Source organism: Sulfitobacter sp. UBA1132, from assembly GCF_002311545.1.
GTDB classification, from domain to species: Bacteria; Pseudomonadota; Alphaproteobacteria; order Rhodobacterales; family Rhodobacteraceae; genus Sulfitobacter; species Sulfitobacter pontiacus.
This window is the reverse complement of record NZ_DCAN01000012.1, coordinates 164,071-179,594: the sequence shown is the minus strand read 5'-3', so window position 1 is coordinate 179,594 and position 15,524 is coordinate 164,071. Positions and strand designations below refer to the sequence as shown.

General features: G+C 61.5%; 11 protein-coding genes and 1 tRNA gene. 8 read left to right on the top strand and 4 right to left on the bottom strand.

The window, feature by feature from the left end; genetic code table 11:
* Positions 1 to 291: 291 nt before the first annotated feature.
* From B4F27_RS11160 to B4F27_RS11150, 3 genes are all read right to left on the bottom strand, one after another.
* Entirely contained in the window at positions 292 to 1,110 is an 819-nt protein-coding gene (locus B4F27_RS11160) for a Hint domain-containing protein (protein ID WP_286759685.1), read from the bottom strand.
* A 6-nt stretch (positions 1,111 to 1,116) separates the two neighbouring features.
* Positions 1,117 to 1,284 (bottom strand): hypothetical protein, encoded by a 168-nt coding sequence (locus tag B4F27_RS11155; RefSeq protein WP_244268936.1) that lies wholly within the window; start codon positions 1,282 to 1,284, stop codon positions 1,117 to 1,119.
* 386 nt (positions 1,285 to 1,670) lie between these two features.
* Positions 1,671 to 1,756: transfer RNA gene (locus B4F27_RS11150), tRNA-Leu, on the bottom strand.
* Between the two features lie 214 nt (positions 1,757 to 1,970).
* Between B4F27_RS11150 and B4F27_RS11145 the strand changes: the two genes are divergently transcribed.
* Positions 1,971 to 2,954 carry a complex I NDUFA9 subunit family protein gene (locus B4F27_RS11145; RefSeq protein WP_286759684.1) on the top strand — a complete coding sequence of 328 codons (984 nt, stop codon included), beginning with the start codon at positions 1,971 to 1,973 and terminating at the stop codon, positions 2,952 to 2,954.
* Positions 2,955 to 3,009: 55 nt separating this feature from the next.
* Here B4F27_RS11145 and B4F27_RS11140 read toward each other — a convergent pair whose 3' ends face one another.
* A complete protein-coding gene (locus B4F27_RS11140) occupies positions 3,010 to 3,813 on the bottom strand; it encodes an undecaprenyl-diphosphate phosphatase (protein ID WP_074636263.1) in 804 nt (267 codons plus the stop codon).
* A 230-nt stretch (positions 3,814 to 4,043) separates the two neighbouring features.
* Here B4F27_RS11140 and B4F27_RS11135 point away from each other — a divergent pair, with 230 nt between their 5' ends.
* The 7 genes from B4F27_RS11135 (at position 4,044) to B4F27_RS11105 (ending at position 15,522) form a co-directional block, all read left to right on the top strand.
* Positions 4,044 to 5,477, top strand: a complete 1,434-nt coding sequence (locus B4F27_RS11135; RefSeq protein ID WP_037942908.1) for an NAD(P)-dependent oxidoreductase — start codon at positions 4,044 to 4,046, stop codon at positions 5,475 to 5,477.
* A gap of 57 nt (positions 5,478 to 5,534) precedes the next feature.
* Positions 5,535 to 10,067, top strand: coding sequence for a glutamate synthase large subunit (gene gltB, locus B4F27_RS11130; protein WP_037942911.1), 4,533 nt, complete (start codon positions 5,535 to 5,537; stop codon positions 10,065 to 10,067).
* Between the two features lie 99 nt (positions 10,068 to 10,166).
* Positions 10,167 to 10,880, top strand: a complete 714-nt coding sequence (locus tag B4F27_RS11125) for an SGNH/GDSL hydrolase family protein (protein WP_039911725.1) — start codon at positions 10,167 to 10,169, stop codon at positions 10,878 to 10,880.
* 27 nt (positions 10,881 to 10,907) lie between these two features.
* On the top strand, positions 10,908 to 11,654 hold the full coding sequence (gene mtgA / locus B4F27_RS11120) for a monofunctional biosynthetic peptidoglycan transglycosylase (protein ID WP_286759683.1): 747 nt from the start codon (positions 10,908 to 10,910) through the stop codon (positions 11,652 to 11,654).
* 60 nt (positions 11,655 to 11,714) lie between these two features.
* Complete coding sequence (locus tag B4F27_RS11115) at positions 11,715 to 12,380, top strand: glutathione S-transferase family protein (protein ID WP_005850934.1); 666 nt, start codon at positions 11,715 to 11,717, stop codon at positions 12,378 to 12,380.
* A 15-nt stretch (positions 12,381 to 12,395) separates the two neighbouring features.
* The gene (gene queG / locus B4F27_RS11110) at positions 12,396 to 13,454 is read left to right on the top strand and encodes a tRNA epoxyqueuosine(34) reductase QueG (protein ID WP_286759682.1); all 1,059 of its coding nucleotides are present in this window, start codon (positions 12,396 to 12,398) and stop codon (positions 13,452 to 13,454) included.
* 61 nt (positions 13,455 to 13,515) lie between these two features.
* On the top strand, positions 13,516 to 15,522 hold the full coding sequence (locus tag B4F27_RS11105) for a hydantoinase/oxoprolinase family protein (RefSeq protein ID WP_286759681.1): 2,007 nt from the start codon (positions 13,516 to 13,518) through the stop codon (positions 15,520 to 15,522).
* Positions 15,523 to 15,524 lie beyond the last annotated feature (2 nt).

Genomic DNA, 15,524 nt, shown 5'->3' with positions numbered 1-15,524 from the left:
CTCCCGCAACCAACTTTAACGAACTTTAACTAGCACCAACCGCTCGCATCGCCTGCGGGCCTTGTGGCGTTTTGAGCCAACGTGATGGCGCGAGGGGTGACCTGATAGGAACGCAGGTCCCGCTACCTATAGCTGAATTTACGGAAGTGGGATGCTTCGTAAACACAAAGATTCGCACATAGACACCTCAGCGAGAGCGCAAACTGTTAGCCCTCCACTCAAACAACCTGAACGCGCCCTAGAGCCGCAGCAGGCGTGCCTCATGGCGTTTCAGCGTGTTACGCGCGGCGTTTATTGCTTTATGCCGCATTGCTCTGAAAGCGCGGGGAACAGCGCCAGGATCTCGTCGCGTTGCGCTTGGCCGATGCTTTGAAGTGTTTCTACTCCCGGCTGAAAGCTTTCTGTCCATGCCCCGTCCGACAGCACAAGCTGATGGCTTTCGAACATCAGGTGCACGTATTGAACAGAAGGAGGCGTCAACGTCCGGATCGTGTCACCATTCACCAAGTGCTTCGCGGCGACGAGGACCTCGTCCTGACCAAAATGTAGCATCGATCGCGCATCGGAAAGAAATATTCGGTGGTTGGGTGAAACGATAAGGTCGCGTTCCGGCGTTCCAGCGCCGAGAGCACCCGCCGTGATCAAAACAGGGCGCAGGTGTGGATAGACGACCAGCTCTGACGCTGTCAGCTGACGTGCGCCGACCCAAGAGACTTTCTGCATTCCGTGGTCGCGTGTGATGACAGCGTCACCGGCTTTCAAGTGCTCTACAGGGGTTTCGCCTTTTGCAGTGGCGATCAGGCTGCCCGCGGTGAAACATGGTACGGTGTTCCCGGCATAGAACTTGCCGTTGCCATCCTCCAACGTACCGGATGCGATGGAGCCGTCGCCGTCAAAATCCTGATCCGTATTGCGGTCAATCTTGAGTGTGCCGATATTGTCGCCCGCATTGGTACCTGGTGCCACCAGTAGATTCCCAAATGTCGGTGCGCTTGGGTCGTTGGCACCGCTTTCAGTGCGGGGCACCAGAACGTTGGCGTTGAACCGCACGTAGGTGTCGCCAAGTCCGCTGACATCGCTTTGGATATTCGCCGATTGGCCGGGGTTCATCGGAACCTAATTATATTGGACGATGCCGGCGTTATAGTCGGCAGCACTGGCATAGACCTTGATCCCGATGAAGGACGAGCCCCCGTCAAGTTCACCGTCTGCCGTTTCATTCTGTGTGATGAATTCGATGATGGCATCGTCAGCGAAGGGCTGGCTGCCACCGGAAAGTGTCATCTGACCAGCGCCGTCTTGGCCTGCGCTGGAGTTTGTGGACACGGCGGGATTGTTGATAACATCGATACAAACGCAAAAAAGCTCGCCATGTCTTTATCCTCTGGTGGCCTGTGGGTCGGTCAAATGATCCGGACCGGCCTAGTTTATAGTAATTTCTGCAATTTCATTAGCGATAAGTGGCGACAAATCGACTTAACTTTTGACATATCACATGGATGTGAAGCGGGCCTGACGCCAGTGGGGCGTCTTTGATGGCGCTGTCGATGGTGGCTGGTATGCCGCAGATGCGATGCTGATTTAAAAGGGCAGTTCGACGGGCAGGGACAACGATCGCTAAGGCAGCACTAAGTAACAGTGAAATGAAAAAGCGACTTATCGGGGATAAGTGGTGCCCAGGAGAGGACTCGAACCTCCACACCGTTGCCAGTACTAGCACCTGAAGCTAGCGCGTCTACCATTCCGCCACCTGGGCACAGGGGGGTTGTGAGGGAGCGTTTATTGTTGTGGGGCGGGGGTGTCAATTGGATTCTCGCAACAAAATGAAACGGCGTGAAAATAAATCCGGAAAACCGAGGTTTGGTGCGGTGGGACGGGCTTTCGAGGCGATCTCTGCCGGAATTGCTGCTTGTTCCCGAGGGGGGCTGGATGTATCTGTAGCGCTAGATTTTCTGGTCAGGGGTATCATCATGGCAAAGCTGGTCACGGTTTACGGCGGCTCCGGGTTTGTGGGGCGGTATATCGTTCGTCGCATGGCGTTGGCGGGATGGCGGGTGCGCGTCGCGGTGCGTCGCCCGAACGAGGCGCTGTTTGTGCGCACCTACGGCACTGTCGGCCAGGTCGAACCGGTCTTTTGCAACATCCGTGATGACGCGTCGGTGCGCGATGCGCTGCAGGGCGCTGATGTGGTGGTGAACTGCGTCGGTATTCTGGCCGAGGCGGGGAAAAACACCTTTGACGCCATTCAGGCCGACGGCGCAGAACGCATTGCGCGCTTGGCCGCCGCCGAAGGGATCGCGCGTTTGGTGCAAATCTCTGCCATCGGGGCGGATGCCGAAGCGGATAGCGAATATGCCCAGACCAAGGCGATGGGGGAGGCCGGTGTGCTCAAGCATATGCCGCAGGCTGTTATCCTGCGCCCCTCGATCGTGTTCGGCCCCGAGGATGACTTCTTTAACCGTTTCGCCGGTATGACGCGCATCAGTCCCGCGATCCCTGCTGTAGGGGCGGATACGCTGTTCCAGCCCGTTTATGTAGATGACGTGGCCCACGCGGCGGAGCTTGCGGTGACAGGCAAGGCCCCTGCCGGTATTTACGAATTGGGTGGCCCCGAGGTCGAAAGCTTTCGCGGCCTGATGCAGCGTATGCTTGACGTGGTGAACCGTCGCCGCATGGTTGTCGCCTTGCCGACTTTCGTGGCGAAGGTGATCGCCTTTGGCCTTGATGTGTTGCAGTCGGTGACGCTCGGCCTGGTCAAGAACAACACGCTGACCCGTGATCAGGTCAAGAACCTGGCGCATGATAATGTCGTGGGCGAGGGGGCGCAGGGCTTTGATGCTTTGGGGATCAGCCCCGTGTCCATGGGCTCTGTTCTGCCCGAGTACCTGTGGCGGTTCCGCCCCTCGGGCCAGTATGACGAGATCAAGCAATCCGCGAAGAACCTGCGGACCTAACGATTTCGATGTCGAATTTGGAAAGGCCCTGCCGGCGACGGCGGGGCCTTTTGCGTTAGCTGTAGGCGTATACCAAAAGCGCTGCTCCCAGCAGGATGCGATAGATGACGTAGGGGGTGAAATTCACGCTGCGCAGCAGGCGCATCATCAGGAACAGTGCCAACAGTGCGGCGACGAAGGCGAAGCCCGCCGCGATCGACGCGTCGCGCGCGAGCTGCGCGTCGGCTTGCCCGATCACATCCAGTGACAAAAGCGCGCCAGAGGCGAGGATCGTGGGAATCGACATCAGCATAGACAGTGTGGCAGCGCTGGCGCGGTCATAGCCCAGTTTGCGGGCTGCGGTGATGGTGATGCCCGACCGCGATGTGCCGGGGATCAGCGCAAGCGCCTGCGCCAGACCCATCCAGACGGCACCTTTGACATCCCAGTCGCCAGTATCCCGATCGCTGCGCCCCGTGCGATCCGCCCAATAAAGCACAATACCGAACAGCAGCATGGTCCAGCCGATCACCGCGACAGAGCGGAGCATTTCGTCAATCCCCAGCAGCTTGAACGTCAGCCCGACGACCAGCACCGGAATTGTTGCAAGGATCAGCAGGGCGGCGAGCCTTGCGCCGGGGGTGTCCATCTTGCCGCGCAGCAGGCGACCAAGCCCGATTGTGGCTTCTGCGACCTCGGACCGGAAGTAGAGCACGACCGCAAGGAGGGTGCCCACATGCACCGCGACATCAATCGCAAGCCCCTGATCCGGCCCGCCGGTCAGCGTGGGCAGCAGGATCAAATGACCCGAGGAAGAGACAGGCAGAAACTCTGTCAGACCCTGAATGATTGCGACAAGCAGCAGTTGGAACAGGGTCATAAGGGGGGGCGGCCTTTGGGTCATTGGCGATGGCATAGGCATATAACTTTGGCGGGCTGGAAGGGAAGTCCGTTGTTGGGTCCGAATCGGACATAAATATATGGTAAATTTGCGAGAATATCGGGGTTGATATGAAATAAACCGCATATAGGTCAGCAAAGCTGCCTTTATAATCGTTTGGCCCCTGTGTATGAGGGGGCAGCAACGTGTTTCAGGCGGAGAGATCCAAGATGGCAAAGCAGCCAATGCTCAAGTTTACAACGGTATCCCGGGATATGCCCGAAAAACGGATGCCGAATCTGCGTCGTGAAGACTTTAAAGAGATTTATGCGGAATACGCGGATGAGAAAGCGCAGGAGCAGTCCAGCCGCTGTAGCCAATGTGGCGTTCCCTATTGCCAGACCCATTGCCCGCTGCACAACAATATTCCCGACTGGCTGCGCCTGACCGCCGAAGGGCGTCTGCAAGAGGCCTATGAGGTCAGCCAGGCCACCAACACCTTCCCCGAAATCTGCGGTCGCATCTGCCCGCAGGACCGTCTGTGCGAAGGCAACTGTGTGATCGAACAATCCGGCCACGGCACTGTGACCATCGGCTCGGTCGAGAAATACATCACCGATACCGCGTGGGAAAATGGCTGGGTGCAGCCGATCAAGCCCAAGACCGAACGCGCCGAATCCGTTGGCATCATCGGCGCGGGCCCCGGTGGTCTGGCCGCAGCCGACGTGCTGCGCCGCGCGGGTGTGCAGGTCACCATCTATGACCGCTATGACCGCGCGGGTGGTTTGCTGACCTACGGCATCCCCGGTTTCAAGCTGGAAAAAGATGTGGTCATGCGCCGCAACGACCAGCTGGCCGAAGGTGGCGTTAACTTTGAATTGAACTGCGATGTGGGCGTCGACATCAGCTTTGCCGATATCCGCGCCAAGCATGACGCCGTGATCATCGCGACTGGCGTCTATAAAACACGCGACATCCAGGCCCCCGGCGTGGGCGGCGTTGGCCTTGAGCGCGCGATTGATTTCCTGACCGTGAGCAACCGCAAAAGCTTTGGCGACAAGGTAGAGGAATTCGATTCCGGCCGTTTCAATGCTCAAGGGAAGCGCGTTGTCGTGATCGGCGGCGGTGATACCGCGATGGACTGTGTACGGACCTCGATCCGTCAGGGGGCCACCTCGGTCAAATGTCTGTACCGCCGTGACCGCGCCAACATGCCCGGCTCGCAACGTGAAGTGCAAAACGCCGAGGAAGAAGGCGTGGTCTTCGAATGGCTGTCCGCGCCCAAAGGGTTCGTCGGTGATCCGGTGACCGGCGTCGTCGTGCAAAAGATGCGCCTTGGCGCGCCGGATGTCTCGGGCCGTCAGGCCCCCGAGGTGATCGAGGGTGCCGATTATGTCGAAGAGGCGGATCTTGTGATCATGGCGCTTGGCTTTGAACCCGAAGACCTGCCCACGCTGTGGAACACGCCCGAGCTGCCGGTCAACCGCTGGGGCACGGTCAAGGCCGACTATATCACCGGCGCGACCGAACTGGATGGCGTCTATGCCGTGGGCGATATCGTGCGCGGTGCGTCGCTGGTGGTCTGGGCCATCAAGGACGGGCGCGACTGTGCGCAAGCGATCCTTGAAAAGATGGGGGCCAGCGTGGCCATCGCGGCCGAATAAGCGCCCCTTTCAACTGATATTTCGCGCCTCGGGCGCGCCCGATTTAGGAGATTCCAAATGACCAAGTATGATGACGCCTGGGTAGCACGCGAAGAAGCAAAACGCGCCTTCATGGCAGAAAACGGTCTGTATTCCGAAGAAGAAGAGCATTCATCCTGCGGGGTGGGTCTTGTTGTGAACATCGACGGCTCCAGCAGCCGCGCGGTTGTCGAAAACGGGATCAAGGCGCTCAAGGCGATCTGGCACCGTGGTGCGGTGGATGCCGATGGCAAGACCGGCGATGGCGCGGGCATTCACGTGCAGATCCCCGTCAACTTTTTCTACGATCAGGTGCGTCGCACCGGTCACAGCCCCCGCGAAGGCGAATTGATCGCCATCGGTCAGGTCTTTCTGCCGCGCACCAACTTTGCCGCGCAGGAAACCTGCCGGACCATCGTTGAAACCGAAGTGCTGCGGATGGGCTACTATATCTACGGCTGGCGCCACGTGCCCGTGGACACCTCTGTTCTGGGGGAAAAGGCCAATGCGACTCGTCCCGAGATCGAACAGATCCTGATTTCCAACGCCAAGGGCGTGGACGAGGAAACATTCGAGCGCGAGCTTTACGTCATCCGTCGCCGCATCGAGAAAGCCGCGCTGGCGGCTCAGGTGCCGACGCTTTACATCGCGTCGATGTCCTGCCGGTCGATCATCTACAAGGGCATGATGCTGGCGCAGGATGTTGCCAACTTCTACCCCGACCTGATGGACGAACGCTTTGAATCCGCGTTTGCGATCTATCACCAGCGCTATTCCACCAACACCTTCCCGCAGTGGTGGCTGGCGCAGCCCTTCCGCATGCTGGCCCATAACGGCGAGATCAACACGCTCAAGGGTAACGTCAACTGGATGAAAAGCCACGAGATTCGCATGGCCTCGGGCACCTTTGGCGACATGGCCGAAGATATCAAACCGATCGTCGCCGCGGGGTCTTCCGATTCTGCCGCGCTGGATTCGGTGTTCGAAGTCCTGGTGCGCGCGGGTCGTTCGGCCCCGATGGCGAAGACCATGCTGGTGCCTGAAAGCTGGTCCAAGCAGGCGGTCGAGCTGCCCCAGGCATGGCGCGACATGTATTCCTATTGCAACTCGGTGATGGAGCCTTGGGATGGTCCCGCAGCGCTGGCCATGACCGATGGCCGCTGGGTCTGCGCCGGTCTTGACCGGAACGGCCTGCGCCCCATGCGTTTCGTCGTCACCGGTGACGGCATGCTGATCGCGGGTTCCGAGGCGGGGATGGTCCCGCAGGACGAGGCGAATGTCGTGCGCAAAGGCGCGCTTGGCCCCGGTCAGCTGCTGGCGGTCGACATCGAAGAAGGCAAGATGTTCGGCGACACCGAGATCAAGGACAAGCTTGCCGCGTCGCGTCCCTTTGGTGAATGGGTCGGCAAGATCAACGAGCTGGACAAAGCGCTTGGCGATGTCGAGGAAAAGGCCCTGTTCTCGGGCGATGAGCTGCGCCGCCGTCAGGTGGCAGCGGGCTATACCATCGAAGACCTCGAGCAGATCCTCGCACCGATGGCCGAAGACGCGAAAGAGCCCTTGGCGTCCATGGGCGATGACACCCCGTCGGCGGTTCTGTCGAACCAGTACCGCCCGCTCAGCCACTTCTTCCGCCAGAACTTCAGCCAGGTCACCAACCCACCCATCGACAGCCTGCGCGAATTCCGCGTCATGAGCCTGAAAACGCGGTTCGGGAACCTCAAGAACGTGCTGGATGAATCCAGCGCCCAGACCGAGATCCTCGTGCTTGATAGCCCGTTCCTCGCGAACGCGCAGTTCGATCAGCTGATGACCGAATTCAACGCGAACTCTGTCACCATCGACTGTACGTTCGAACCGGGGGGCAACAACCTGAGCGAAAACCTGCGCCGCATCCGGGACGAGGCAGAAGACGCCGTGCGCTCCGGCGCTGGTCACATCGTGCTGACCGACCAGTTCAGCGATGCGACCCGCGTGGCGATGCCGATGATCCTTGCGACCTCTGCCGTGCACAGCCAGCTGACCCGCAAGGGCCTGCGGACCTTTACCTCGCTCAATGTGCGCTCGGCCGAATGTGTGGACCCGCATTACTTTGCCGTGCTGATTGGCTGTGGTGCCACGGTGGTGAACGCCTACCTAGCCGAGGATTCGCTGGCGGATCGTATCGGGCGTGGTCTGCTGGACATGAACCTGACCACCGCGATGGCCCGCTACCGCGAGGCGATTGATCAGGGCCTGCTGAAAATCATGGCGAAGATGGGCATCAGCGTCATGTCCTCCTACCGTGGCGGCCTGAACTTCGAAGCCGTAGGGCTGAGCCGTGCGATGTGCGCGGAATACTTCCCCGGCATGACCAGCCGTATCAGCGGGATCGGTGTGACCGGTATCCAACGCAAGGCCGAAGCGGTCCACGACCGTGGTTGGCAAGGCGATGGCGTCGTCATGCCCATCGGCGGCTTCTACAAGGCGCGCAAATCCGGCGAGACCCACGCATGGGAAGCATCGTCGATGCACATGCTGCAAATGGCCTGCAACAAAGCATCCTACCAGATGTGGAAGCAGTACAGCGCCAAGATGCAAAGCAACCCGCCGATCCATCTGCGCGACCTGCTGGATATCAAGCCGCTGGGGGCCCCAGTGCCCATCGAAGAGGTCGAATCCATCACCTCTATCCGCAAGCGTTTCGTGACGCCGGGCATGTCCCTTGGCGCGCTGTCGCCCGAGGCACACAAGACCCTGAACGTTGCGATGAACCGCATCGGGGCCAAGTCCGACTCTGGCGAAGGCGGCGAAGATCCGGCGCACTTTGTGCCCGAGGCCAACGGTGATAACCCCTCGGCCAAGATCAAGCAGGTGGCGTCGGGCCGTTTCGGTGTGACTGCCGAATACCTGAACCAGTGTGAAGAGCTTGAAATCAAGGTCGCCCAAGGGGCCAAGCCCGGCGAGGGTGGTCAGCTGCCCGGCATGAAGGTCACCGACCTGATCGCCCGTCTGCGCCATTCGACCAAGGGCGTGACCCTGATCTCGCCCCCGCCGCACCACGATATCTATTCCATCGAAGACCTTGCGCAGCTGATCTATGACCTCAAGCAGATCAACCCGCGCTGTAAGGTGACCGTGAAGCTGGTGGCGTCCTCGGGCGTTGGCACGATTGCGGCCGGTGTGGCGAAAGCCAAGGCGGATATCATTCTGATCTCGGGCCACAATGGCGGCACGGGCGCATCGCCTGCGACCTCGATCAAATATGCGGGTCTGCCGTGGGAGATGGGCCTGACCGAGGCGCATCAGGTTCTGGCGATGAACAACCTGCGTGACCGCGTTACCCTGCGGACCGACGGTGGTTTGCGCACAGGGCGAGACATCGTGATGGCCGCGATGATGGGAGCCGAGGAATACGGCATCGGCACCGCCGCGCTGATCGCGATGGGCTGTATCATGGTGCGTCAGTGCCAGTCGAACACCTGCCCCGTCGGCGTCTGCACCCAAGACGAAGCGCTGCGTGGCAAGTTCACGGGCAACGCGGATAAGGTTGTGAACCTGATCACCTTCTACGCCACCGAAGTGCGAGAATTGCTCGCCTCTATCGGGGCGCGTAGCCTGGATGACGTGATTGGCCGTGCCGATCTGCTGGCACAGGTCAGCCGTGGGTCTGCGCATCTTGACGATCTTGATCTCAACCCGCTGCTGATCACCGTCGATGGCGCGGCAGAGATCGTTTATGACCGCAACAAGCCACGCAACGCTGTGCTGGACACGCTGGACTCTGAAATCGTGCGCGACGCCGCGCGTTTCCTTGAAGATGGCGAGAAGATGCAGCTGAGCTATGCGGTGCAGAACACGCACCGTACCGTGGGCACCCGCGTCTCAAGCCACATCATCCGCAACTTCGGCATGAACAACCAGCTGCAGCCCGATCACCTGACGGTCAAGCTGACCGGTTCGGCAGGGCAGTCGCTGGGGGCCTTCGCGGCACCGGGGCTCAAGCTTGAAGTGTCCGGCGATGCGAATGACTATGTCGGCAAGGGTCTGTCGGGCGGCACCATCGTCGTGCGCCCGTCCATGGCCAGCACCATCGTCGCCTCTGACAACACCATCATCGGCAACACGGTGCTTTATGGTGCGACCAAGGGCTTTTTGTTCGCAGCAGGCCGTGCCGGTGAACGTTTCGGCGTTCGGAACTCGGGCGCGCATGTGGTGATCGAAGGCTGCGGCAGCAACGGCTGTGAATACATGACCGGCGGTGTGGCCGTGATCCTGGGCGAGATCGGTGCGAACTTTGGCGCGGGTATGACGGGCGGTATGGCCTATCTCTACAACCCCGATGGCAAGGCCGACAAAATGCTGAACCGCGAAACGCTGGTGACCTGCCCTGTCACGGTCGAGCATTGGGAAAACCAGCTGAAGGGCCTGATTGAACGGCACCTGCAGGAAACCAACAGCCGCAAGGCCGAAGACATCCTGCAGCACTGGGACATTGAAAAGGATAACTTCCTGCAGATCTGCCCCAAAGAGATGCTGGTCCATCTGCCCGCCCCGCTGAGCGTCGAAGAACACGCGATCCCGGCGGAGTAAGCAAAACGGATAGATCGGGCGCGGGGGAAACCTCGCGCCCGATTTCTTTTGTGCGTCGCCCACGCTTTACCGGGGCCGCAACCGGCCTATAGTTACGGGATGATCAAAACACTTACCTCTCGCGTCCGGCTGATGGCGCTTTTGCTGGTGGGGCTCGCGCTTGCGGCCTGTACCGATGCTGCGCCCAAGGGCGGCGGCGATATTCTGGTGATTGGCGATTCCGTCATGGCGTGGAACGGATCAAGCGATCAGGCGATCCCCGATGCGATGGCAGCCAGCCTTGGCCGCAATGTGGTCAGCAAGGCCGTCCCCGGTGCGCAGTTCAGCAATGACAGCACGCTCTTGTCCGCTGTCGGTTTCGACATCCAAGACCAATACCCCGGCGGGCGATGGAACTGGATCGTGGTGAACGGCGGGGCCAATGATCTGGGGTTCAACGACTGCAAATGCGCGGCCTGCACGCCTGTGGTCGACACGCTGATCGCGGCGGATGCCGCTACTGGGGAAATCCCCGCCTTCCTGACGCGTTTGCGCAGCACGGGCGCGCAGGTGATGTGGATGGGGTACTACGCCGGCAATGGCAAAGGGTCATTCGAGGGCTGTCGCGATGATCTGGTGCTGCTGGAACGCCGTATCGCGCGGTTTGCGGCACAAACCCCGGGGGTGACATTCCTTGATTCCGAAACCGTCATCGACCGTCAGGATCCCAGCCTGTTTGCCAGCGATAACACCCACCCGTCGCCCAAGGCCTCTGCGCTGATCGGGGCCTATCTTGCAAAAGGGATTTCCGCCCGCAGTGCCCGTTCACAATAAGCCATTGCCACGATATAGCTGATGGCTATGGCAAAACGCGCATCCTCCAAATCCAAGGGCAAAGCCAAGTCCAAGACCCCGTCCCCTGCGGCGCAGCTGCGGTCGCTCAAAAGGCGTGTGGTTCGGGGCGCGTTCAAGCTGGTGCTCGCCGTGCTTGGCCTGTTGATCGCACTGGTGTTGCTGTTCGCGGTGATCAACCCGCCGACGACCCCCTATATGTTCAGCGAAGGCCGTAGGCTGGGGGGCGTGGACCAGCAATGGGTCGCGCTGGAAGACGTGGCCCCTGTCATGGCGCGGTCTGTCGTGGCGGCGGAAGATGCGAATTTCTGCCAGCACTGGGGCTTTGATCTGGCCGCGATCAAACGCGCCATCGCCGAAGGATCGAACCGCGGGGCATCCACCCTGTCGCAGCAGACGGTCAAGAACGTCTATCTCTGGCATGGCCGCACATGGTTGCGCAAAGCGCTTGAGGCCGGGATCACGCCGCTGGTTGAAACCGTCTGGACCAAGCGGCGCATCATCGAGGTCTATCTGAATGTGGCCGAGTTCGACGAAGGCATCTTTGGTATCGACGCCGCGGCGCAACATTACTTTGGGGTGATTCCCGCCAAGCTGACCGCAACCCAAGCGGCGCGGCTGGCCGCGATCCTGCCGTCGCCGAAAACCCGTTCGGCCGCGCGCCCCTCTGCCGCGGTGCGCAAGCGCAGCGCCCAGATCCGCGATGGTGCGGCGACAATCAGCAAGGACGGACGGGCAGCCTGTTTCGAGAGTTGAAAAACCCAACCAAGACGGGCATGAGGATGAAACCCCTGTTTGTTAGTACCGGAACCCCTTATGGCTCGCCTGTTTCACGTCCCGCTTTCGCCGTTCTGCCGCAAAGTCCGGCTGAGCCTCGCTGAAAAGAAGATCGAGGTTGAACGCGTCGAAGAGCGGTATTGGGAGCAAGACCCAGATTTTATGCGTCGCAATCCGGCGGGCAAGGTGCCTGTATTGCAGCTTGATGGCATCATCATGTCCGAAAGTGCCGCGATCTGCGAGTATATCGAAGAGACCCGCCCCGAACCGTCGCTGATGCCCTCTGATCCGGTCCAGCGGCTTGAAGTGCGTCGTCTGGTCAGCTGGTTCGACGACAAGTTCCACGACGAGGTCACCTCGAAGCTGCTCTACGAACGGGTCAACAAAAAGGTGATGAAGCAGGGGTTTCCCGACAGCCGCAATGTCAAGGACGGGGCCAAGGCGATCAAGTATCACATCGACTATATGGCATGGCTGCTGGACCACCGGCGCTGGCTGGCGGGCGATGTGATGACGCTGGCCGATTTCGCGGCGGCGGCGCATCTATCCTCGCTCGATTATATTTCGGATGTGGACTGGAACCGGTCCGACGTGGTCAAGGACTGGTACGCCAAGATCAAGTCCCGCCCCGCGTTCCGGTCGTTGCTGGCCGATCAGGTGCCGGGCTTCCCGCCGCCGAAGCATTACAATGACCTTGATTTCTGATCCACGCCGCGCCCGATGTCTGTGACACCGGCTGCCGATACGGACGCCCTGCGGGGCCGGTTGGTGGCGCAGGCGCTGGACGAAGGCTTTGTCTCTTGCCGGATCTGCCGCCCCGACGCGGTGCCTGATGTGCCCGAACGGCTGCAGGCGTTTGTTGATGCAGGCTATCACGGGCAGATGGCGTGGATGGCGGACCGTATGGCGTGGCGCGGCAACCCTGCCGCCCTTTGGCCCGAGGCGCGGTCGGTGATCATGCTGGCCGAAAGCTACACCCCCGAATACGACCCGACCGAGGTGCTGAACCACCCCGAAAAGGCGGGCGTGTCGGTCTATGCGCAGGGGCGAGATTACCACGACATCGTCAAGAAACGGCTCAAGCGGGTGGCGCGATGGCTGGTGGCGCAGGAACCCTGCGAGGTGAAGGTCTTTGTCGACACGGCCCCCGTGCCGGAAAAGGCGCTTGGGCAGGCGGCGGGGCTGGGCTGGCAGGGCAAGCACACCAATCTGCTAAGCCGCGACTGGGGGAACTGGGCCTTTCTGGGCGCGATTTTCACCACATTGGATTTCACCCCCGACACGGCAGAGGTGGATCACTGCGGGTCGTGCCGGTCCTGCCTCAGGGCGTGCCCGACCAATGCCTTCCCCGCGCCCTATCAGCTGGATGCGCGGCGCTGCATTTCCTATCTGACGATTGAACACAACGGGCCGGTCGATCTTGAGCTGCGCAGCAAGATGGGCAACCGCATCTACGGCTGTGACGATTGCCTTGCCGCCTGCCCGTGGAACAAATTCGCCGTCGCGGCGAGCGATTTGCGCTATCACGGCGGTGTCGGAGCCCCCGATCTGGCAGAGCTGGCGACGCTGGATGATGCGGCCTTTCGTCTGCGGTTCAGCGGCTCGCCGATCAAGCGGATCGGGCGCAACCGGTTCATTCGCAATGTGCTTTATGCCATTGGTAACTCCGGTCAGGCGCGTCTGACCCCCGTGGCACAGGGCCTGTTGGACGATCCGGACGCGACTGTCGCCGACGCGGCGCAATGGGCCGTGGCCCGTCTGCGCGAAAACCAAGGCTGACAGGGCTGGACCGCTGCGCCGGAACAGGTAAACCCTAGGAAAACGGTGCAAGGATAGTTGAATGGCGCTTTTGCTTGGGGTCGATACGGGCGGCACCTATACGGATGCGGTGCTGATCCGCGATGAAACCACGGTGATCGCATCGGCCAAGGCGCTGACCACCCGCGCCGATCTGGCCATTGGTGTGGGGCAGGCCGTGCGCCGCGTGCTGGCGGCGGCCGATGTTTCAGCGGGTCAGGTTGCGATGGCGTCGCTGTCGACCACGCTGGCAACCAATGCGCTGGTCGAAGGGCAGGGCGGGCGCGTCGCGTTGATCTATGTCGGCTTCAAGGAACGGGATCTTGAGGCGCACGGGCTGGCAGGGGCGCTGAACGGTGACCCTTATCTGATCCTTGGCGGGGGGCATGACCACGCAGGCGCAGAGCGTGCCCCGCTGGACGAAGCCGCGCTGATCTCCTTTTTGACCGAGCAGCGTGAACAGGTCAGCGGTTTTGCTGTCGCCAGCCAGTTCGCCACGCGCAACCCCGCCCATGAGCAACGCGTCGCCGACTTGGTGACGCAGGTGACGGGGCGGCCCGTGTCGGCCTCGCATCAGCTGTCGGCCAAGCTCAACGGGCCGAAACGGGCGCTGACGGCGGTGCTGAACGCGCGGCTGATCGGGATGATCGACCGGTTGATCGGGCGGGCCGAGGATGTGTTGACCGACATTGGCGTCACCGCCCCGCTGATGGTGGTGCGGGGGGACGGGGCGCTGATCTCTGCCGCGCAGGCACGGGAACGGCCGATTGAAACGATCCTCAGCGGGCCTGCGGCCTCTATCGTGGGGGCGCGGTGGATGACCGGTGCGGCCCGTGCGTTGGTCAGCGATATTGGCGGCACCACCACCGATGTAGCTCTGTTGCGCGATGGCCGGCCCGCGATCGACCCCGCAGGGGCCCGCGTCGGCAGCTACCGCACGATGGTAGAGGCCGTTGCCATGCGCACCACCGGTCTGGGGGGCGACAGCGAGGTGCATTTCCTGACCGAAGGCTTGCAGGGGGGGGTGACGCTGGGGCCCAAGCGGGTCTTGCCCATTGCCCTCATCGCGGCAGAGGCACCCGAGGTTGTCCATGCTGCGCTTGATGCGCAACTGCGCAGCACCACCCCCGGCGAATATGACGGGCGCTTTGTGCGTGCCGTGGCAGGTCAACCGCGCGAGGGGATCTCGGCGCGTGAACAAATGCTGCTGGACCGTATTGGTGACGGGCTGCACCCGATGGCCGACATCCTGCGCGCCCGCATAGAGACAGGCGCGCTGAAACGTCTGGTAGAGCGTGGCTTGGTCCAGCTGGCCGGCGTTACCCCATCGGACGCAAGCCATGTGCTGGGACGGGTCGCGGCCTGGGATGCCGAGGCCGCAGGCAAGGCGCTGCGGTTGTTTGGACGGCGACGCACAGGCGCGGGGCAGATGCTGGCCCCTGATCCCGCCGCTATGGCGCAGATCATCGTGGATCAACTGACCGAACAGACCGCGCTGGCCATGCTGGAAGCGGCGCTGGCGGAAGAAGAGCCCGCCTTTGATACAGAACCCGAAACGCTGGCCCGCCACGAGCTGTTGCAGCGCGGGTTGCGCGGGCACGCGGGGCTTGTCCGGATCGAGGCGGCGTTGAACCTGCCGGTGATCGGGCTGGGAGCCTCTGCCGCGGCCTATTATCCGGCGGTGGGGGAACGGCTTGGCACGCAGATGATCCTGCCCGAACACGCCGCAGTGGCCAATGCCATTGGCGCTGTCGTCGGGCGGGTGACCATGCGGGAAAGCGGCACGGTGACCTCGCCCGCAGAGGGGCGGTTCAGGGTGTATCTGGCCGGCGGGCCGCAGGATTTCACGGATCAGACACAGGCGCTGAGCACGCTTGAGGCAACCCTGCGCGACAAGGCAGAGGCGGCGGCGCGGGCGGCGGGGGTGGTCGATGTGCAGATCGACGTACAACGCGACATCCGCCACGCAGAGGTCGAAAGCCGCAAGGTCTTTATCGAAGCGCTGCTGACGGTCGAGGCGACAGGCAGGCCAAGGGTCGCATCGGCCTGACG